Origin of the sequence: Vogesella sp. AC12 (assembly GCF_024437575.1) — a bacterium.
GTDB classification, from domain to species: domain Bacteria; phylum Pseudomonadota; class Gammaproteobacteria; order Burkholderiales; family Chromobacteriaceae; genus Vogesella; species Vogesella indigofera.
On record NZ_JANFNU010000001.1, the window covers coordinates 481,239 to 501,508 of the forward strand.

The window sequence follows — 20,270 nt, forward strand, 5'->3', positions numbered from 1 at the left end:
TAAGGTTAGGTGATATGCCCCAAACCACCGAACTCATTGATAAAGCCACGCTGCCGCTGCTGCCGCTGCGCGATGTCGTTGTCTTCCCCCACATGGTCATTCCCCTGTTTGTCGGGCGTGCCAAGTCCATCCGTGCGCTGGAAAAGGCGATGGATGATGGCAAGCAAATCCTGCTGGTAGCCCAGCGCTCGGCCTCCAAGGATGAACCGTCTGCCGAGGATCTGCATGCCATCGGCACCGTGGCGACCATTCTGCAAATGCTCAAGCTGCCCGACGGCACGGTCAAGGTGCTGGTCGAGGGCCGGCAGCGTGCCAAGGTCGATCTGGTGCATGGCGATGCCGACGAGTATTTCACCGCCGACATCACGCCGGTTGCTCTGGACGGCGCCGACACCGCCGAAGTGGAAGCGCTGCGTCGTGCGCTGCTGGCCCAGTTCGAGCAGTTCGTCAAACTGAACAAGAAGATCCCGAGCGAGATCCTGTCCTCGCTGAATGGCATCGACCGTGCCGGCCGTCTGGCCGACACCATCGTCGCGCACCTGCCGCTGAAGCTGGAGCAGAAGCAGGAAATCCTGGAGATGTTCGACATCCAGGTCCGCATCGAGCACCTGCTGGGGCTGATGGAAAGCGAGATCGACATCCTGCAGGTGGAGAAACGCATCCGCGGCCGCGTCAAGCGCCAGATGGAAAAGAGCCAGCGCGAGTACTACCTGAACGAGCAGGTCAAGGCGATCCAGAAAGAACTGGGCGAGGACGACGAAGCCAGCGAGATCGACGAGCTTGAGAAGAAAATCAAGCTGGCCGGCATGACGAAAGAGGCCAAGGACAAGGTGATGGCCGAGCTGAAAAAGCTCAAGATGATGTCGCCGATGTCCGCCGAAGCCACCGTGGTGCGCAACTACATCGAAACCCTGCTTGATCTGCCGTGGAAAAAGAAAACCAAGGTCAGCAAGGAAATCGATGCCGCCGAAGCCATCCTCGACGAAGACCACTTTGGCCTGGAAAAGGTCAAGGAGCGCATCCTGGAATACCTCGCGGTGCAGAAGCGTGTCGACAAGCTCAAGGCGCCGATCCTGTGCCTGGTCGGGCCGCCCGGTGTAGGCAAGACCTCGCTGGGGCAGTCGATTGCCCGCGCCACCAACCGCAAGTTCGTGCGCATGGCGCTGGGCGGCGTGCGTGACGAGTCCGAGATTCGTGGTCACCGTCGTACCTATATCGGCTCGATGCCGGGCAAGGTGCTGCAGAACATGAGCAAGGCCGGCGTGAAGAACCCGCTGTTCCTGCTGGATGAAGTGGACAAGATGGGCGCCGATTTCCGTGGCGATCCGTCGTCGGCACTGCTGGAAGTGCTGGATCCGGAACAGAATCACGCTTTCGTCGATCATTACGCCGAGGTCGACTTTGACCTGTCCGACGTGATGTTCGTGGCAACCGCCAACTCGCTGAACATTCCGCCGGCGCTACTGGACCGCATGGAGATCATCCGTCTTTCCGGCTACACCGAGGACGAGAAGGTCAGCATCGCCGTCAAGTATCTGGTCGACAAGCAGGTGAAGGCCAACGGCGTTGCCGAAGGCGAGCTGGTGATCCAGGAGGCCGCGATCCGTGACATCGTGCGTTACTACACCCGCGAGGCCGGGGTGCGCAGTCTCGACCGCGAGATTGCCAAGATATGCCGCAAGGTGGTGACCCAGCAGTCACTGAAGAAGGACGGCAAGACCAGCAAGGTGACGGTCACGCCGAAGAACCTCGACAAGTATCTGGGGGTGCAGCGTTTCGAATACGGCGTCGCCGAAGAGCAGAACCGCATCGGCCAGGTTACCGGTCTGGCGTGGACCGAAGTTGGCGGCGAATTGCTGACCATCGAGGCGGCGGCATTGCCGGGCAAGGGCAACATCATCCGTACCGGCCAGCTGGGCGAGGTGATGCAGGAGTCGATTACCGCGGCGCTGACCGTGGTGCGCAGTCGTGCCGCGCAACTGGGTATCCGTCCTGACTTCTACGAGAAGCACGACATGCACATTCACGTGCCAGAAGGGGCGACCCCAAAAGATGGCCCTTCTGCGGGCGCTGCCATGGCCACCGCGCTGGTTTCGGTGCTGACCGGTATCCCGGTGCGTGCCGACGTGGCGATGACCGGCGAGATCACCCTGCGTGGCGAGGTGCTGCCCATCGGCGGTCTCAAGGAAAAGCTGCTGGCGGCGCAGCGTGGCGGCATCAAGCACGTGCTGATTCCGAAGAACAACGTCAAGGATCTGGCCGAGATCCCGGCCAACATCAAGAGCAAGCTGGAAATCCATCCGGTGAAGTGGTTTGACGAGGTGCTGGCGCTGGCGCTGGAGCATGCGCCGGAGCCACTGGCCGATGCCGCACCGACTGTTGCAAATCCGGCGGCGGATGATGTGCAAAATGCCCCTGTTGTAACGCACTGATGACGCTTTGTTTTGATTTAGCTGGAAAAGCGCGCTAGCATCGGCTTCCAGAAGGGGTTGATTCAGGCTTGACCCCAGCTGGAAGCCGCTTGACACAAGGTTTTTGGCCTTGTTATAAAGCTAGCGGTTTATTTCAGTACTACGTACACCGAGAACGACGAAAGGGGACTTAACGTGAACAAGTCTGAACTGATTGACGCGATTGCCGCCAAAGCAGACATTTCTAAAGCAGCTGCTGGCAAAGCGCTGGATGGCATGATCGATGCCGTAACTGACGCGCTGAAGGCTGGCGATACCGTTACTGTTGTAGGCTTTGGTACTTTCTATGTTGGTGAACGCGCAGAGCGTAGTGGCCGCAACCCGAAAACGGGCGAAACCATCACTATCGCTGCTGCCAAGTCTCCGAAATTCCGTGCCGGCAAGGCACTGAAAGACGCGCTGTAAGAGTGCACATTCCCGGGTAACCGGGAGACAGGTTGGTTCCCGTCCTGTCGTATTGTGAGGGGAGTGCACTTGAAGGCTTGAGGCAGCAAGTGTTGCGGCCCCGGCCGCAGACTCCGCCAGACAAACAACAAGGTGAACGGCAAAACCGTTCACCTTGTTTTTTTGGTAACAAACCGAATCCATGTTCAATTTTGTCCAGAACAATCAAACGGCGATCAAAGTCATCCTTGGCGCGGTAGCGCTGACCTTTGTCGGCTTTGGCGTTGGTAGCTATACCGCTGCCGTTGACGAGCCTTTCCTGGCCAAAGTCGGCGACAACAAGATTTTTGCCCGCGATGTCGAGCGCCAGCTGGAAGGCCAGCCGGCCAACGCCGCGACCCGCCAGGCGGTGCTGGAGAACCTGATTCGCCAGCAACTGCTGATTGCTGCGGCTGAGCGCAACGGCATCACGCCGAGCGTGGAGCAGCTGCGCCAGGCGATTGCCACCATTCCGACGTTCCAGGAAAACGGTAAGTTCAGTCAGGCCCGTTACGCCGAATTCATCAAGAGCCGCTACCGCTCGGCAGAGGATTTCGAAGCTGACGTCCGCCGCGACCTGATGCTGCAGACGCAGATCACGCCGTACCTGAATACCCATTTCGTGTCGTCCAGCGTGCTCGCCCGCATGGGCGCGCTGTTCGGCGAATCGCGTGAAGTGCGCGAAGTGCTGATCACGCCGGCCGGCTTTGCCGCCGACGTCAAGATTGACGACGCTGCCGTCAAGGCCTACTACGACAGCAACAAGACGCGCTACCTGGAGCCGGAATCGGCGGTGATCGAGTACGTGTCGCTGTCGCTGGATGAGGTGGCGGCGACGCAGATGGTCAGCGATGCCGAGGCGCAGGCATACTTCGACAAGCACAAGACGGAATTCGGCAGCGAAGAGCGCCGCGTGTCGCATATCCTGTTGACCGTGGATGCGGCGGCGAAGCCGGAAGCCAAGGCGGCGGTGAAGGCGCAGGCGGAAGCGCTGCTGCAGCAGCTCAAGACCAATCCGGCCGGCTTTGCCGCGCTGGCCAAGGCCCGTTCGCAGGATCCGGGCTCGGCCGAGCAGGGCGGTGACCTCGGCTTCTTCGGCCGTGGCGCGATGGTCAAGCCATTCGAGGAGGCCGCCTTCGCGCTGCAGCCGGGCCAGATCAGTGCCGTGGTGGAAACCGAGTTCGGCTTCCACATCCTGAAACTGGATGAAGTGAAGGCGGTCGATTTCGCCGGCCAGAAGGCGGCGGTGATCGAGAAGCTGAAGCGTGACAAGGCCGGTGCCAGCTATCGTGCACAGCTGGAGAAGATGGGTGATCTTGCCTACCAGCAGCCGGACTCGCTGCAGGCACTGGCCGAACAGCTGAAGCTGACAGTGAAAACCGGGCCGGCGATGAGCCGCAGCGGTATCGCCGGTGACGCGGTGCTGGGCAATGCCAAGGTGCTGGAAGCGGTCTACGGTGACGATGTGCTGAAGAAGAAGCACAACAGCGAGCCGGTGGAACTGTCGGCCAGCAATGCGGTGGTACTGCGCGTGAAGCAGTACCAGCCGCAGCGCCAGAAGCCGTTGACCGAGGTGCAGGCGCAAGTGCGCGCCGAGCTGACCGCGCGTGAGGCGGCCAACCGTGCCGAGAAGCGCGGCCTGCAACTGGTGGCCGACTTCAAGGCCGGCAAGGGGCTGGATGGCCAGAGCTGGGGCGCGTTGCGCAAGGTGTCGCGTCGTGCCGCCAACGGCATGGCCGTACCGGAGCTGCGCGCGGTGTTTGCGGCCAACGTTGGCAAGCTGCCGGCGTTTGCCGGTGCCCGTCGCGACAATGGCGACTACGTGATCTATCGCATCGACAGCGTCGACAAGGCACCGACCGCTTCGGCGCCGGAACTGGCGCAGCTGAAAGGCGTACTGGGCGAGATGTCGGCCAATACGGTGCTGATCTCCTACCTGGATGAGCTGCGCAATCGCGACAAGGTGATGATCAGCCAGCAGCCGGCGGATCAGTAAACCGGCAGCAAGCAAAAAGGCCCCGCAAGGGGCCTTTTCTGGTTTTGCCCTCAGGGCAGGGATCAGGCAGCGAAGTTTTTCGCCACGAAGTCCCAGTTCACCAGCTTCCAGAAGCCTTCCAGGTAGTTCGGACGGCTGTTGCGGTAGTCGATGTAGTAAGCGTGTTCCCACACGTCGCAAGTCAGCAGTGGCTGCTTGTCGGTGGTCAGCGGGGTAGCGGCGTTACTGGTGGAAACCAGATCCAGGCTGCCGTCGGTGTTTTTCACCAGCCAGGCCCAGCCGGAGCCGAAGGTGCCAACGGCACAGGCAGCAAAGGCTTTCTTGAATTCGTCGAACGAACCCCACTTGGCGTTGATGGCGTCAGCCAGCGCGCCGGTCGGCTCGCCACCGGCGTTCGGTGCCAGACCGAACCAGTAGAAAGTGTGGTTCCACACCTGGGCGGCGTTGTTGAAGATGCCACCGGAGGATTTCTTGACGATTTCTTCCAGCGAGGCGTTCTCGAACTCGGTACCCTTGATCAGGTTGTTCAGGTTGGTGATGTAGGTCTGGTGATGCTTGCCGTAGTGGAATTCCAGGGTTTCCTTGGAAATGATCGGTGCCAGGGCGTCCAGCGCGTACGGCAGTTCGGGCAGTTTGTGTTCCATCGTGCTCTCCAGAGTTAAAAAGTAAAACAGCATGCGCTGTTCGACCAATGAAGTTTACTGTAATTGTGCGAATGCGCCAATTCTTGACTAAATCACTACACTAAAGGTTCGCTTTGTGCATTTCGACGTAATTGTGATCGGCGCCGGCGCCGCCGGCATGATGTGTGCTGCCACCGCCGGTCAGCGCGGCCGCCGCGTGCTGCTGCTGGATCACGCCGCCAAGCTGGCGGAGAAGATCCGCATTTCCGGTGGCGGGCGCAGCAACTTCACCAATGTGCACGCCCGTCATGACTGCTATGTGTCGGAGAATCCGAATTTTTGCCGCTCGGCACTGGCACAGTACACGCCGCAGCATTTCATCGCGCTGATGGAGCGCTACGGTATCGCCTATCACGAGAAAAAGCTGGGACAGCTGTTCTGCGACGACAGTAGCCAGCAACTGATCGACATGCTCGATGCCGAGTGCCGTGCGGCCAACGTCGACCGCCGCATGGGCGTGAGCGTGCACCAGGTTGGCCGCAACGAGGCGTTCCAGCTTGCAACCAGCGCCGGCAGCTTCAGTTGCGAATCGCTGGTGATCGCCACCGGCGGGCTGTCGATCCCGCAGATCTGGGCCACCGCCTTCGGCTACCAGATCGCCGAGCAGTTCGGCCTGCCGGTAACAAAGCTCGATCCGGCGCTGGTGCCGCTGACCTTCCACGTCGAGGATGCGGCCCGCTTTGCGCCGCTGGCCGGGGTATCGCTGGATACCGAGGTGCGCATCGGCAAGGTGCGCTTCCGCGAAAACGTGCTGTTCACCCACAAGGGCCTGTCCGGGCCGGCCATCCTGCAGATTTCCAGCTACTGGCAGCCGGGGCAGGAGATCGTCATCGACTTGCTGCCGGATCTGGATGCCGAGGCGTGGCTGGAAGAACGCGCCGGCAGCGAACAGCTACTGGCCAACGCCATGGGCGAGCTGGGCTGGCCGAAGCGTTTTGCCGAGGCGTGGCTGGACGGGCAGGGCGCCAATGTGCGTGGCCGCGACCTGTCACCGAAAAAGCGCCACCAGCTGGCGGAGACGCTGCACAACTGGCGCGTGCTGCCCAACGGCACCCAGGGCTACAAGAAGGCCGAGGTCACCCGCGGCGGGGTGTCCACCAAGGCACTGTCGTCCAAGACGATGATGGCGAATGAGGTGCCGGGGCTGTTCTTCATCGGCGAGGTGGTCGACATCACCGGCTGGCTGGGCGGTTATAACTTCCAGTGGGCGTGGTCTTCCGGCTTTGTCGCCGGCAAAAACTGTTAGAATCACGCTCTCTCCTGCCTGGCAGCGGCCAACCTTGTGGTGTGCGCTCGCGCGCACCCGTGGTCGGCCGCGCCACGGCTAAATGGCATCACCGGATACCCCAAGCTTTATGAGCGACTACGATTTCAACGACTCCTCGGTGGCGGCCATCCGCACGCCGCCACACTCGATCGAGGCCGAACAATCGGTACTCGGCGGCCTGCTGCTGGACAACAGCGCCTGGGAAAAGATTGCCGATCTGCTGACCGAGGCCGATTTCTACCGCCACGATCACCGCGTGATCTTCAAGCACATCGCCAGACTGGTCGACATCGCGCGTCCGGCGGACGTGGTGACCGTCTCCGAAAGCCTGGACAAGAATGCCGAGCTGGGCAGCGTCGGCGGCCTGGCTTACCTCGCGATGCTGGCGCAGAACACGCCGTCGGCGGCCAACATCCGCCGCTACGCCGAGATCGTGCGCGAGCGCTCGGTGATGCGCTCGCTGGCACTGGTCGGCACCGAGATCGCCGAATCGGCCTACAACCCGCTGGGCCGCGATGCGGCGCAGCTGCTGGACGAGGCCGAGGGCAAGGTGTTCCAGATCGCGGAATCCACCGCCAAGTCCAAGCAGGGCTTCCTGGAAATGCCGGCGCTGCTGAAAGAGGTGGTCGAGCGCATCGACATGCTGTACAGCCGGGACAATCCGGACGAGGTCACCGGCGTGCCGACCGGCTTTACCGATCTCGACGCCAAGACCTCCGGCCTGCAGCCGGGGGACCTCGTAATCGTCGCCGGCCGTCCGTCGATGGGCAAGACCGCGTTCTCGATGAACATTGCCGAACACGTGGCGATCGAGGCCGGCCTGCCGGTGGCGGTGTTCTCGATGGAAATGGGTGGCACCCAGCTGGTGATGCGGATGCTGGGTTCGGTCGGCCGGCTGGACCAGCACATCCTGCGTACCGGCAAGCTCGGCGACGAGGACTGGCAGAAGCTGACCTACGCCATCGGCAAGCTGTCCGATGCGCCGATGTACATCGACGAAACCCCGGCGCTGACCGCGCTGGAGCTGCGCGCGCGCGCGCGGCGGCTGGCGCGCCAGCACGGCGGCAAGCTCGGCCTGATCGTGATCGACTACATGCAGCTGATGTCGGGCTCCGGCCGCAGCGACAACCGCGCCTCCGAGCTGGGCGAGATCTCGCGCGGCCTGAAGGGCCTGGCCAAGGAGCTGCAGGTGCCGGTGATCGCGCTGTCGCAGCTGTCGCGTAGCGTGGAGCAGCGTACCGACAAGCGGCCAATGATGTCCGACTTGCGCGAATCCGGCGCCATCGAGCAGGATGCGGACATCATCATCTTCATGTACCGCGACGAGTACTACAACCCCGATTCGCCGGACAAGGGCCTGGCGGAAGCCATTATCGGCAAGCACCGTAACGGCCCCACCGGCAAGGTGCGGCTGGCGTGGCTGGGCATGCACGCCAAATTCGACAACGCGGCGATACACGGCGTCACCGGCTGGGCCGACGCCGACGGTTAAGCCATTTGTTGCGGCCAACCTTGCAAGCTTGGCCGCAGGTCTAGACAGGGAATCCCGATGAGCTTTTTCGACAAACATGTTTTTGTCTGCTGTAACCAGCGCGCCGAAGGCGAAATGTGCTGCAACAACTTCGGTTCCAGCGAGCTGCTGGGCTATATGAAAGACCAGATCAAGGCGCGCGGCCTCAACGGCAGCGGCCAGATTCGCGTCAACAAGGCCGGCTGTCTCGGCCGCTGCGACGAAGGCCCGGTGCTGGTGGTGTACCCGCAGGAGACCTGGTACACCTTCATCGACAAGGCCGACATCGACGAGATCGTCGAAGAGCACATGGTCCATGGCCGTATCGTGGAAAGGCTGAAAATCTGATGCTGAAAGCGATGCAGAAGATCGACATCGCCGGCCCGGTCGGCGCGCTCGAAACCATCGTCATCCCCGCGGCGGGCGAGCAGACCGGCATCGCCGTGGTGTGCCACCCCAATCCGACGCAAGGCGGCACCAATACCAACAAGGTGATCCAGACCGCGGCCAAGGCGCTGTCGCAGCTGGGCTATACCTGCTACCTGCCCAACCTGCGCGGCGTCGGCAGCAGTGGCGGCAACCACGATCACGGCATCGGCGAGGTCGACGACGTGATCGCGGTGGTCGATTACGCACGCCAGCAGCACGGCGCGCTGCCGCTGGCACTGGCCGGCTTCTCCTTCGGCGGCTTCGTCGCAGCACGCACCCGTGCCCGTATCGACGCCGACAAGCTGTTGCTGATGGGGCCGGCGGTGGGCAAGTACGAGATTCCGACGCCGGAGGTGCCGGCCGATACGCTGGTGATCCACGGCGAGGCGGACGAGGTGGTGCCGCTGGAAAACGTGATGGTATGGGCGCGGCCGCAACATCTGCCGGTGATCGTACTGCCGGAGGCCGGTCACTTCTTCCACGGCCGGCTGGTGCAGCTGGCGGGGCTGATCAAGCGCTGCTGGTAAACCGTGGCGGTTTGCCGCAAGACAAAACGTTGGCCGCAATCTCGCGATTGCGGCCAACGTTTTTGTTTTTTGCCTGCGTCGGTGTCAGCGCAGGTAGTCGCCGTCGGCTTCCGGCTGGTAGCTGACCGCCAGCACCTCGATGCGGGTGTGGCTGCCATCCGGCAGCGGCCAGTCGATCTGCTGGCCGACGGCCAGCCCCAGCAGCGCGCTGCCGATCGGCGCCAGGATGGAAATGCGGCCGTTGTCGGCATCGGCGTCGGCCGGGTAGCACAGCGTGATCTCGCGCGCCTCGCCGCTGTTGTGCAGGCGGATGCTGGCGCGGCTGTTCATACTGATCACATCGGCCGGCATGTCCCGAGGTTCGACCACCTCGGCGCGGTCGAGCTCTGCTTCCAGTGCGGTCACCCCCGGAAAATCCTTGACCGAAACCCGTTCGATCAGGTTGGTCAGACGCAAGTGGTCCAGGCTGGACAGGGTGATCGCCGGCAGGCTGCTCATGGTCGCTCCTTCAATGGGTCTGGCGGGAGGCTCCCGCACAATGCAAAACGTGATGCGGCGGCAGGCAGCATCACGATGTCTTCATCATAGCCGATTCGCGCGATGGCGGGCAGCCGGCCGCCGTTTGTCCGCTGGCGGCCAACTCCTCCTTTCGAACTAGTTTCCCCCGCCAAACGGCCTTGTGCGGCTAACCCTTAATCGTTGTAGGGTTTAACCCTGTGGCGAATGTTGGCCGCATGCGCGGCGGCGTAAGGTGTGAGCTGTACTAATCGCGCGGGTAGCTCACCATGGCTTCGAATACTTACAAGCAATACGCTGTGCTGGCCTCCAGCACGGTGGCGTTTACCGTGTGCTTCATGATCTGGATGATGTTTGCGGTATTGGGCATTCCGATCAAGGAACAGCTCGGCCTGTCGGAAACCCAGTTCGGCATCCTGGCGGCAACGCCGGTGCTGACCGGTTCGCTGGTGCGGGTGCCGCTGGGCATCTGGACCGACCGCTTCGGCGGCCGCATCGTCCTGTTCCTGCTGATGCTGACCTGCGTGATCCCGATCTACGCGATGCAGTTTGCCACCGCCTACTGGCACTTCCTCGCCATCGGCCTCTGCGTCGGTCTCGCCGGCGGCTCGTTCTCGGTGGGCACCCCCTACGTGGCGCGCTGGTTCCGCAAGGAGCAGCAGGGCATGGCGATGGGCGTGTTCGGCGCCGGTAACGCCGGTTCTTCGCTGACCAAGCTGATCGCGCCCGGCATCATCGCCGCCGCCGGCTGGCAGATGGTACCGACCGTCTACGCGGTGATCATGCTGATTACCGCCATCCTGTTCTGGTTCTTCTCCTTCCACGACCCCAAGCACCTGGTGACCAGCAAGACCTCGCTGGCACAGCAGTGGGCGTTGATGAAAGACCCGGCGGTGCTGCGCTACTGCCAGTACTACTCGGTGGTGTTCGGCGGCTATGTCGCGCTGGCGCTGTGGATGACCAAGTACTACGTCGGCGAATACGGCTTCGATATCAAGCACGCCGCCTTCCTGGCCGCCTGTTTCTCGTTGCCCGGCGGTGTGCTGCGCGCGGTCGGTGGCTGGCTGTCGGACAAGTACGGCGCCTACAAGGTGACCTGGGGCGTGATGTGGGTGTGCTGGGTGGCCTTCTTCATCCTGTCCTACCCGCAGACCGCGTTCGTGATCCAGACCATCAACGGCCCGCAAAGCTTCCACCTCGGCCTCGGTACCACCATGTTCACGGTGATCCTGTTCGCCGTCGGCGTGGCGATGGCAATCGGCAAGGCCTCGGTGTTCAAGTTCATTGCCGACGAGTTCCCCGACAACATCGGTGCGGTGTCCGGCGTGGTCGGCCTCGCCGGTGGCCTGGGTGGCTTCCTGTTGCCGATCATGTTCGGTGCGCTGGTCGACCTGACCGGGGTGCGCTCCAGCTCCTTCATGCTGCTGTACGGCACCGTCTGCGTGTCGCTGATCTGGATGCACTTCTCCTTCCGCGCCGTGCGCCAGAAAGAGGAAGCGGCCGAGGCATCGTTTGCCAAGAGCGCAAAGCTGACCATGGCGGAACGTTGATATCCGGCTGGCGCCGGGTGATGTGTCGTAATGAAATTTAAGGGGTGGCAGGGGCCACCCTTCAGGGAGGATGACAAAATGTCACAAAGTTCGTCTCATGTTCTGACCCGCTGGGAGCCGGAAAGCCCCAGCTTCTGGCAGCAAGACGGCAAAGCCGTCGCCCGCCGCAATCTGTGGCTGTCCATCCCGGCGCTGACGCTGGCCTTCATCATCTGGCAGGTGTGGAGCGTGGCAGTGCTGAACATGCCCAACATCGGCTTCAGCTACACCCAGAACCAGCTGTTCTGGCTAGCGGCCTTGCCGGCGCTGTCCGGCGCCACGCTGCGCATTTTCTACTCCTTCATGGTGCCGATCTTCGGCGGTCGTCGCTGGACAGCCATCTCCACCGCCAGCCTGCTAATCCCGGCGATCGGCATCGGCTTCGCGGTGCAGGACCCGAACACCAGTTACGTGACCATGCTGATCCTGGCGTTGCTGTGCGGCTTCGGTGGCGGCAACTTCAGCTCCTCGATGTCCAACATCAGCTTCTTCTACCCGAAGGCAGAGAAGGGGACCGCGCTGGGGCTGAACGCCGGCCTGGGTAACCTCGGCGTGTCGGTGGTGCAGTTCGTGGTGCCGATCGTGATCACCATGGGCCTGTTTGGCGGCTTCGGCGGCGAGCCACAGACCTGGGTCAAGGGCGAGGCCACCAAGCAGATGTGGCTGCAGAACGCCGGCTTCGTGTGGGTGCCGTTCATCGTGCTGTCGACGTTGGCCGCATGGTTCGGCATGAACGACATCGCCTCGGCCAAGGCCTCGTTTGCCGACCAGGCCGTGATCTTCAAGCGCAAGCACAACTGGCTGATGTGCTGGCTGTACATCGGCACCTTCGGTTCCTTCATCGGTTTTGCTGCCGGCTTCCCGCTGCTGATGAAAGGCCAGTTCCCGGATGTTGACCCGAGCAAGTACGTGTTCTTCGGCCCGCTGGTTGGCGCGCTGGCGCGTCCGGTTGGTGGCTGGCTGTCGGACAAGATGGGCGGCGCCAAGGTGACCCAAGTGGTGTTCGCACTGATGATCGCAGCAGTATTCGGCGTGCTCAACTTCCTGCCGCACGGCGGCCAGGGTGGCAACTTCCAGGGCTTCTTCGCCATGTTCCTGTGCCTGTTCGCGCTGACCGGTATCGGTAACGGCTCCACCTTCATGCAGGTACCGGCCATCTTCCTGACCCTGCACCAGCGCATGGCTGGCAAGGGCGACGCGGCGCAGAAAAAAGCGGTCGCCGACGCCACCAAGGAAGCCGCGGCGGTACTGGGCTTCTCCGGTGCCATCGGTGCCTACGGTGGCTTCTTCATCCCGAAAAGCTACGGTACTTCGATCGCGCTGACCGGCGGTGTCGATGCCGCGCTGTACGCCTTCATCGCCTTCTACGTCAGCTGCCTGCTGATCAACGGCTGGTACTACGCCCGCAAGAACGCGGAAGTGCCTTGCTGACGACTTCTCCAAGTTTGCGGACTTTTTCTGCAATCTTCTTCGGCGCCCCTCGGGGCGCTTTTTTTTTGCGCCGCGGCGGCGGTGGCGATCCCGCCGAACCGCGCGCCATCGTGAATTGCTAGATGTGGATCAAGGCTGACACAGGGCGCCGCCGGCTATACGTCATGCGCATCAGCAATGGTGGCGGGATAGCGCACACCTTGCCGCATCACCATACGAGCCGCCCGCAGGCGGCCACCCGCACGCAATGACAGGAAATCCAGCAAGCGTAATGCCCACGACGTTAACCGGCTTGACCCCTCTTCTGGAGTGTGACGATGACCATCAAACTGAAGTTGTTGTGTTTTACCGTTCTGGCCCTGCTGGCGGCGCTGGTGCCCAGCATGGTGGGCCTGAACGCCTTGCGGGCGGCCGATGCCAAGCTGGACGTGGTCAATGAAACCATCATCCCGCGGCTGGGGCTGGTGGCAAATATCCGCAGCACGTTCAAGGATCTGCGTATCGACGACATCCTGCAGGTGTACGAGCAGGACGGCAGCTTCCAGCTGCAGGCGCGGCTGCGTACCCGCGAAACCTCGCACAAGCTGCGCCAGCTGCTGCGGCAGCTGAAGTCGCAACTGCGTCATCCCGAGGACCTGGCCAACCTGCAACGCTTTGACACGCTGTTCGAGCAATACCTGCTGCTGCTGGACCGGGTGCACGCGGTGCGGGTGGCGCCGGGAATGACGCCGCCGCAACTGTCGGCGGCGATGGAGCCGTGGCGCCAGGTGGGCACCGAGCTGGGCAGCTCGGTGACGGCCATCGTCAACGATGTGCTGGACGAGGGCCGCCACAACCGGGCGCAGGCCGAGGCGGAAATGGCCTCCGCCAAGCTGGCGTTTGCGGTGTCACTGCTGCTGTCCATGGTGTTGCTGTTCGGCTGTGGCTGGCTGATCCTGCGCAGCATCAACCGCCCGGTGCAGTCGGCGGTGCTGGCGGTGCGCGGCATTTCCGACCGCCAGGACCTGTCGCAGCGCGTGGTGGTGCACAAGAATGACGAGATCGGCGGCCTGCTGAAGGCGTTCAACCACTTGCTGGGCAAGATGCGCGATTCCATCCACCAGATCGGCCATCACTCGCACGCGGTGACGGTGGCGGCGGAAGACCTCAGCGTGGCGTCCGACCAGGTGAAGAGCGGCGCCCACCATGCCAGCGTGTCGGCCACGGAAATGGCGGCGGCGGTGGAGGCGGTTACCATCAGCATCGGCCACATTGCCGAGCGCACCCGCGATGCCGACCGGCTGGCGACGGCCTCCGGGCAGCAGGTGGTGCACAGCGAACGGATGATCCGTGACACGGTGACCGAGATCGAGAGCATCGCCAGTGCGGTGAACGACACCGCGCGCTATGTGCAGGAGCTGCAAAGCCGCAGCGAGTCGATCGGTTCGGTGGTCAACGTGATCGGCGAGATTGCCGACCAGATCAACCTGCTGGCGCTGAACGCGGCGATCGAGGCCGCCCGTGCCGGCGAATCCGGCCGCGGCTTTGCCGTGGTTGCCGACGAGGTACGCAAGCTGGCCGAGCGCACCACCGCGTCCACCGGGCAGATTCACGCCACCGTGTCCAGCATCCGCGAAGGTTCGACCGCCACCGTGCACCTGATCGGCGACGTGGTTGGCCGCGTCGAGCAGGGCGTGGCGCGGGTGCGCGAGGCCGGTGTCGCCATCGGCGAGCTGCGCACCCTGGCCGGGCAGGTCGGGCAGCAGGTGGCGGAGATCGCGACGGCCATCCACGAGCAGAGCGAAGCCAGCGGCCGCATCTCGCAGAAGGTGGAAGGCATCGCCCAGATCGCCGAGGAGAGCAGCGCCGCGGCGCAAAGCACCGCGCTCAATGCGCTGCGCCTGCACGAGCTGGCGCAGAACATGCGTCGCGACGTGGCCTGTTACACCACTTGAGCCGGAGCCGCAGCGGACAGGGTGGTCGCCATCTTGATGGGTAACGGTAATTTTCTTACATGAAACTTACATTTAATGAATGGTGTATGTGGGCGTTGCCGCCGTGGTAGCAGCGCCGTATTTTTTCAAGACCATGAAAATCAACAGGAAAAAATACGGCCACCGCAATGACTGCCGCTTAATTGTTGTAAGAATGGTGAAAGTAATCGAGTACAAGCCGCATTGTCATTAGACTACCGCTCCCATGCATAACAACACACGGAGCCCTAGTCACATGCCACAGCATGTCCATACACCACAATACGGGAAGCCGCTGGCGGTGCTGACTTCCCTGTTCTTCATGTGGGGTCTGATCACCTCGCTCAACGACATCCTGGTGCCGCATCTCAAGGGCGTGTTCGCGCTGAGCTATGTGCAGGCGGCGCTGGTGCAGTTCAGCTTCTTTACCGCCTATTTCATCGTGTCGCTGCCGGCTGGGCGGCTGGTGCAGGCCTGTGGCTACCAGCGCGGCATTGTCGCCGGGCTGTGCACCGCCGGCATCGGCTGCCTGCTGTTCTACCCGGCGGCAGCCAGCCTGTCGTATCCGGCCTTTCTCGGTGCGCTGTTCGTGCTGGCGGCGGGCATCACCGTGCTGCAGGTTGCGGCCAACCCTTACGTGACGCGACTGGGGCCGGCGAAGACGGCGTCCAGCCGCCTCAACCTGACCCAGGCCTTCAATGCACTAGGCACCACCGTGGCGCCGCTGCTGGGCGCGATGCTGATCCTGGTCGACAGCCACGACGGCGCGGTGGCCGAGGCCAGCGCGGTGCAACTGCCGTATCTGGTGCTGGCCGGTCTGCTGTTCGCCATCGCGGTGGTGTTCGCACTGCTGCGCCTGCCGGCAATCAAGGACGAGCATCCGCAGCAGGCGGCCGCCGCCGGCGAGGTGGTGCGCCACAGCGTGTGGCAGTACCGCCATCTGCTGCTGGGCGCGGTGGCGATCTTCGTCTACGTCGGCGCCGAGGTCAGTATCGGCAGCTTCCTGGTCAGCCTGATGGAGTTGCCGGATATCGGCGGCCTGAACCAGGCCGCGGCCGGCCGCCTGCTGGCGGTGTACTGGGGCTGCGCCATGGTTGGCCGCTTCCTGGGTAGCGTGGTGATGCGCCACGTCGCCGCCAGCAAGGTGCTGGCCTGCAACGCGCTGCTCAGCGTGCTGCTGATCGCCGTGGCGGTGCTGTGTGGCGGCAAGCTGGCGATGTGGAGCCTGCTGGCGGTCGGGCTGTGCAACTCGATCATGTTCCCGACCATCTTCTCGCTGGCGCTGAACGGGCTGGGGCGCTTCACCAGTGCCGGTTCCGGCGTGCTGTGCATGGCGATTGTCGGCGGGGCGCTGATGCCACTGCTGCAGGCATCGCTGGCGGACAGTCTCGGACTGCTGCTGTCGTTCGTGGTGCCGCTGCTGTGCTACCTGTTCATCTTCTACTACGGTATTGCCGGTCACAAACCACGCTGATGGTCGTTTGGCCGCGCTGAAGCCGCTCCCTTGGGAGCGGCTTTTTCATGGTCGTCGCGCCACCGCATCACGAGGCGGATACCTCCCAACGCCGGAGCCGTCTACCTCTTTCGAACTAGTCGCCTTCCTCCCTCTGCGCCGCATCGCTGCCACCTGTGGCGAATGGGCGCCATTGCCCCGTTTTCCTATTCTGTCAACCGTGACCACAGGTATCCGCATTCGCTTGCGGCCAACCTTTGCGGGCCGCGATGGCGGCAAAAATACGGAGGCAAAATGAGCCACTTTCTCGACAGACTGAATTTTCTGGGCAAGGTGAAATCCACCTTCGCCGATGGCCACGGTGCGGTGGTAAAAGAAGACCGCAAGTGGGAAGACGGCTACCGTCAACGCTGGCAGCACGACAAGATCGTGCGTTCCACCCACGGCGTGAACTGCACCGGCTCCTGTAGCTGGAAGGTGTATGTCAAAAACGGCCTGATTACCTGGGAAACCCAGCAGACCGACTACCCGCGTACCCGTCCCGACCTGCCTAACCACGAACCGCGCGGCTGCCCGCGTGGTGCGTCGTACAGCTGGTACGTGTATTCCGCCCAGCGCGTGAAATACCCGATGGTGCGCGGCCGCCTGATGAAGCTGTGGCGCGAAGCCCGCAAGACCATGGGCGCCATTGACGCCTGGGAACAGATCAGCCAGAACCCGGAAACAGCCAAACAGTACAAATCCAAGCGTGGCCAGGGCGGTTTCGTGCGCGCCAGCTGGGATGAAGTGAATGAAATCATCGCGGCATCCAATGCCTACACCATCAAGAACTACGGCCCTGACCGTGTAGTCGGCTTCTCGCCGATTCCGGCGATGTCGATGGTGTCCTACGCCGCCGGTAGCCGCTACCTGTCGCTGATCGGTGGCGTACCGCTGTCGTTCTATGACTGGTACTGCGACTTGCCGCCGGCCTCGCCGCAGGTATGGGGCGAGCAGACCGACGTGGCCGAATCGGCCGACTGGTACAACTCCACCTACCTGATGGTATGGGGCTCCAACGTCCCGATGACGCGTACCCCGGACGCCCACTTCTATACCGAAGTGCGCTACAAGGGCACCAAGACCGTGGCGGTATCGTCCGACTTCGGCGAAATGGCCAAGTTCGGCGACATCTGGCTGGCGCCGAAGCAGGGCACCGACGCCGCGCTGGCGATGGCGATGGGCCATGTCATCTTCAAGGAATTCCACCTCGACAATCCGTCGGCCTACTTCACCGATTACATCCGTCAGTACACCGACATGCCGATGCTGGTGACGCTGCGCCAGGATGGCGGCCGTTACGTGCCGGACTACTTCCTGCGTGCCTCGCACCTGGAAGCCAATCTGGGCGAGAACACCAATCCGGAATGGAAAACGCTGATCATCGACGAGCTCAGCGGCAAGATCGTGGCACCGAACGGCTCCATCGGTTTCCGCTGGACACAGCCGGAAGGCGAAGCCGGCAAGTGGAACCTGGAAGAGAAGGACGGCGGCAACGGCAACGAAGTCAAGGGTCGCCTGTCGCTGATCGAACAGCGTGACGACGTGGTAGGCGTGGCCTTCCCGTACTTCGCGGCCGAACATGACGAACTGCTGACCCGCAACGTGCCGGTCAAGCGCATCACCCTCGCCGACGGCAAGCAGGCGCTGGTGGCCACCGTGTTCGACCTGATGGCGGCCAACTACGGCATCGACCGTGGCCTCGGCGGCGGCAACGTGGCGAAGGATTACTTCGACGACGTACCGTACACCCCGGCCTGGCAGCAGAAACACACCGGCGTGAAGCCGGAGATGGTGATCCAGGTGGCGCGCGAATTCGCGCAGAACGCCGACCAGACCCGCGGCAAGTCGATGGTGATCGTCGGCGCGGCGCTGAACCACTGGTACCACATGGACATGACCTACCGCGGCATCATCAACATGCTGATGATGTGCGGTTGTATCGGCCAGAGCGGCGGAGGCTGGTGCCACTACGTCGGCCAGGAAAAACTGCGTCCGCAAACCGGTTGGGCACCACTGGCCTTCGCCGCCGACTGGAACCGTCCGGCTCGCCAGATGAACGGCACCAGCTTCTTCTACGCGCACACCAGTCAGTGGCGCCACGAGAAACTGGGCGTCAACGAGATCCTGTGCCCGACTGCCAACGGCAGCATGGCCAACATGGCGCTGATCGACTACAACGCCAAGGCCGAGCGCATGGGCTGGTTGCCGTCGGCACCGCAGCTGACCACCAACCCGCTGGACATCACCCGTCTTGCTGCGGCCGAAGGCAAGGACCCGATCGCCTACACGGTGGAAGGTCTGAAGTCCGGCAAGCTGGACATGGCCTGCAACGACCCGGACAACCCGAAGAACTTCCCGCGCAACATGTTCGTGTGGCGTTCCAACATCCTGGGTTCCTCCGGCAAGGGCCACGAGTACTTCCTGAAGTACCTGCTCGGCACCCAGAACGCGGTGATGAACAGCGAAGAAGGCTGCATCAAGCCGAGCGAAATCACCGTGCGTCCGGCGGTGGAAGGCAAGCTGGACCTGCTGGTGGTGCTGGACTTCCGCATGTCCACCACCTGCCTGTACGGCGACATCGTGCTGCCGACCGCGACCTGGTACGAGAAGGACGATCTCAACACCTCCGACATGCACCCGTTCATCCACCCGTTGTCGGAAGCGGTACAGCCGCTGTGGCAGGCGAAGAGTGACTGGGAAATCTACAAGGGCTTCGCCAAGGCGATCTCGGAAGTGGGCGGCGACTACCTCGGCGTGCAGAAGGATCTGGTCCTGACCCCGCTGATGCACGACACCCCGGAAGAGCTGGGCCAGCCATTCGACCCGCGCGACTGGAAAAAAGGCGAGTGCGAGCCGATTCCGGGCAAGACCATGCCGAAGATGACGGTGGTGGAGCGCGATTACACCAAGATCTACGACAAGTTCACCTCCATCGGCCCGTTGCTGGAAAAAGTGGGCAACGGCGGCAAGGGCATCGCCTGGAAGACCGGCCACGAAGTGGACGTGCTGCGCGGCCTGAACCAGACCGTGGCAGAAGGGGTTGCCGCCGGCCAGCCGAAGCTGAATACCGCCATCGACGCCGCCGAGATGATCCTGACGCTGGCACCGGAAACCAACGGCCACGTGGCAGTGAAGGCCTGGGGCGCGCTGTCCAAGATCACCGGTCGCGACCATACCCATCTGGCCCTGCCGCGCGAGCATGACTCCATCCGCTTCCGCGACGTGCAGGCGCAGCCGCGCAAGATCATTTCCTCGCCGACCTGGTCGGGCCTGGAAAGCGAAGAAGTCAGCTACAACGCCGGCTACACCAACGTGCACGAGCTGATTCCATGGCGCACCATCACCGGCCGCCAGCAGTTCTACCAGGATCACCTGTGGATGCGTTCGTTTGGCGAAGGGCTGTGCGTGTACAAACCGGCGGTCGATCTGAAGACTACCGCGGCGGTACTGGGCAAGAAGTCGAACGGCAACGCCGAGATCGTCCTCAACTTCATTACGCCGCACCAGAAGTGGGGCATCCACAGTACCTACTCCGACAACCTGCGCATGCTGACGCTGTCGCGTGGCGGCCCGCACGTCTGGGTGTCCGAGATCGACGCAAAGAAGGCCGGCATCGTCGACAACGACTGGATCGAGGTGTTCAACGTCAACGGTACGCTGACTGCCCGTGCGGTGGTGTCGCAGCGGGTGCCGGAAGGCATGACCCTGATGTACCACGCCCAGGAGAAGATCGTGAACGTGCCGGGCGCGGAAACCAGCGGCAAGCGCGGCGGTATCCACAACTCGGTAACGCGGGCGGTCACCAAACCGACGCACATGATCGGCGGCTATGCCCAGCTGTCGTGGGGCTTCAACTACTACGGCACCGTCGGCTCCAACCGCGACGAATTCGTGATCGTACGCAAGATGAAGAACGTGGACTGGCTGGACAAGCCGCTGGCTGATAACGCCTAAACCCTTTTGGCCGCGAAGCCCGCGCCG

14 protein-coding genes are annotated in these 20,270 nt (G+C 62.8%); 12 read left to right on the forward strand and 2 right to left on the reverse strand.

Annotated features, from left to right (window positions below):
- Positions 1-14 precede the first annotated feature (14 nt).
- The 3 genes from lon to NOM55_RS02485 all read left to right on the forward strand — a co-directional run bounded on the left by lon (position 15) and on the right by NOM55_RS02485 (position 4,890).
- Positions 15-2,432, forward strand: a complete 2,418-nt coding sequence (gene lon / locus NOM55_RS02475) for an endopeptidase La (protein WP_255907351.1) — start codon at positions 15-17, stop codon at positions 2,430-2,432.
- Positions 2,433-2,606: 174 nt separating this feature from the next.
- Positions 2,607-2,876 carry an HU family DNA-binding protein gene (locus NOM55_RS02480; RefSeq protein ID WP_017509554.1) on the forward strand — a complete coding sequence of 90 codons (270 nt, stop codon included), beginning with the start codon at positions 2,607-2,609 and terminating at the stop codon, positions 2,874-2,876.
- A 181-nt stretch (positions 2,877-3,057) separates the two neighbouring features.
- On the forward strand, positions 3,058-4,890 hold the full coding sequence (locus NOM55_RS02485; protein ID WP_255907352.1) for a SurA N-terminal domain-containing protein: 1,833 nt from the start codon (positions 3,058-3,060) through the stop codon (positions 4,888-4,890).
- Positions 4,891-4,952: 62 nt separating this feature from the next.
- Here NOM55_RS02485 and sodB read toward each other — a convergent pair whose 3' ends face one another.
- The gene (sodB, locus tag NOM55_RS02490; RefSeq protein ID WP_120809945.1) at positions 4,953-5,534 is read right to left on the reverse strand and encodes a superoxide dismutase [Fe]; all 582 of its coding nucleotides are present in this window, start codon (positions 5,532-5,534) and stop codon (positions 4,953-4,955) included.
- A 115-nt stretch (positions 5,535-5,649) separates the two neighbouring features.
- Between sodB and NOM55_RS02495 the strand changes: the two genes are divergently transcribed.
- The 4 genes from NOM55_RS02495 to NOM55_RS02510 all read left to right on the forward strand — a co-directional run bounded on the left by NOM55_RS02495 (position 5,650) and on the right by NOM55_RS02510 (position 9,306).
- The gene (locus NOM55_RS02495) at positions 5,650-6,819 is read left to right on the forward strand and encodes an NAD(P)/FAD-dependent oxidoreductase (RefSeq protein ID WP_255907353.1); all 1,170 of its coding nucleotides are present in this window, start codon (positions 5,650-5,652) and stop codon (positions 6,817-6,819) included.
- Positions 6,820-6,928: 109 nt separating this feature from the next.
- Entirely contained in the window at positions 6,929-8,332 is a 1,404-nt protein-coding gene (dnaB, locus tag NOM55_RS02500) for a replicative DNA helicase (RefSeq protein WP_047965437.1), read from the forward strand.
- A gap of 57 nt (positions 8,333-8,389) precedes the next feature.
- Positions 8,390-8,698 carry a ferredoxin gene (locus NOM55_RS02505; RefSeq protein ID WP_047965436.1) on the forward strand — a complete coding sequence of 103 codons (309 nt, stop codon included), beginning with the start codon at positions 8,390-8,392 and terminating at the stop codon, positions 8,696-8,698.
- Positions 8,698-9,306: an alpha/beta hydrolase gene (locus tag NOM55_RS02510; RefSeq protein WP_255907354.1), complete on the forward strand. Its 609-nt coding sequence runs from the start codon at positions 8,698-8,700 to the stop codon at positions 9,304-9,306. Before NOM55_RS02505 ends, NOM55_RS02510 begins: the two co-directional genes overlap by 1 nt.
- A gap of 84 nt (positions 9,307-9,390) precedes the next feature.
- Here the strand turns inward: NOM55_RS02510 and rnk are convergent, their stop codons facing one another.
- Complete coding sequence (gene rnk, locus NOM55_RS02515; protein ID WP_255907355.1) at positions 9,391-9,804, reverse strand: nucleoside diphosphate kinase regulator; 414 nt, start codon at positions 9,802-9,804, stop codon at positions 9,391-9,393.
- Positions 9,805-10,091: 287 nt separating this feature from the next.
- Between rnk and NOM55_RS02520 the strand changes: the two genes are divergently transcribed.
- From NOM55_RS02520 to NOM55_RS02540, 5 genes are all read left to right on the forward strand, one after another.
- Entirely contained in the window at positions 10,092-11,372 is a 1,281-nt protein-coding gene (locus tag NOM55_RS02520) for a nitrate/nitrite transporter (protein ID WP_255907356.1), read from the forward strand.
- Positions 11,373-11,450: 78 nt separating this feature from the next.
- A complete protein-coding gene (locus NOM55_RS02525; RefSeq protein WP_255907357.1) occupies positions 11,451-12,842 on the forward strand; it encodes a NarK family nitrate/nitrite MFS transporter in 1,392 nt (463 codons plus the stop codon).
- A 317-nt stretch (positions 12,843-13,159) separates the two neighbouring features.
- Positions 13,160-14,776 (forward strand): methyl-accepting chemotaxis protein, encoded by a 1,617-nt coding sequence (locus NOM55_RS02530; protein WP_255907358.1) that lies wholly within the window; start codon positions 13,160-13,162, stop codon positions 14,774-14,776.
- A 274-nt stretch (positions 14,777-15,050) separates the two neighbouring features.
- Complete coding sequence (locus tag NOM55_RS02535) at positions 15,051-16,268, forward strand: sugar MFS transporter (RefSeq protein WP_255907359.1); 1,218 nt, start codon at positions 15,051-15,053, stop codon at positions 16,266-16,268.
- 273 nt (positions 16,269-16,541) lie between these two features.
- Positions 16,542-20,243, forward strand: coding sequence for a nitrate reductase subunit alpha (locus NOM55_RS02540; protein ID WP_047965430.1), 3,702 nt, complete (start codon positions 16,542-16,544; stop codon positions 20,241-20,243).
- The last annotated feature ends 27 nt before the right edge of the window (positions 20,244-20,270 follow it).

What these genes read in the sequence shown, in the direction of transcription:
- lon (WP_255907351.1), top strand. Translation starts at nt 15, where the DNA reads ATGCCCCAAACCACCGAACTCATTGATAAAGCCACGCTGCCGCTGCTG.
- NOM55_RS02485 (WP_255907352.1), top strand. Translation starts at nt 3,058, where the DNA reads ATGTTCAATTTTGTCCAGAACAATCAAACGGCGATCAAAGTCATCCTT.
- sodB (WP_120809945.1), bottom strand. Translation starts at nt 5,534, where the DNA reads ATGGAACACAAACTGCCCGAACTGCCGTACGCGCTGGACGCCCTGGCA.
- dnaB (WP_047965437.1), top strand. Translation starts at nt 6,929, where the DNA reads ATGAGCGACTACGATTTCAACGACTCCTCGGTGGCGGCCATCCGCACG.
- NOM55_RS02505 (WP_047965436.1), top strand. Translation starts at nt 8,390, where the DNA reads ATGAGCTTTTTCGACAAACATGTTTTTGTCTGCTGTAACCAGCGCGCC.
- NOM55_RS02510 (WP_255907354.1), top strand. Translation starts at nt 8,698, where the DNA reads ATGCTGAAAGCGATGCAGAAGATCGACATCGCCGGCCCGGTCGGCGCG.
- rnk (WP_255907355.1), bottom strand. Translation starts at nt 9,804, where the DNA reads ATGAGCAGCCTGCCGGCGATCACCCTGTCCAGCCTGGACCACTTGCGT.
- NOM55_RS02520 (WP_255907356.1), top strand. Translation starts at nt 10,092, where the DNA reads ATGGCTTCGAATACTTACAAGCAATACGCTGTGCTGGCCTCCAGCACG.
- NOM55_RS02525 (WP_255907357.1), top strand. Translation starts at nt 11,451, where the DNA reads ATGTCACAAAGTTCGTCTCATGTTCTGACCCGCTGGGAGCCGGAAAGC.
- NOM55_RS02530 (WP_255907358.1), top strand. Translation starts at nt 13,160, where the DNA reads ATGACCATCAAACTGAAGTTGTTGTGTTTTACCGTTCTGGCCCTGCTG.
- NOM55_RS02535 (WP_255907359.1), top strand. Translation starts at nt 15,051, where the DNA reads ATGCCACAGCATGTCCATACACCACAATACGGGAAGCCGCTGGCGGTG.
- NOM55_RS02540 (WP_047965430.1), top strand. Translation starts at nt 16,542, where the DNA reads ATGAGCCACTTTCTCGACAGACTGAATTTTCTGGGCAAGGTGAAATCC.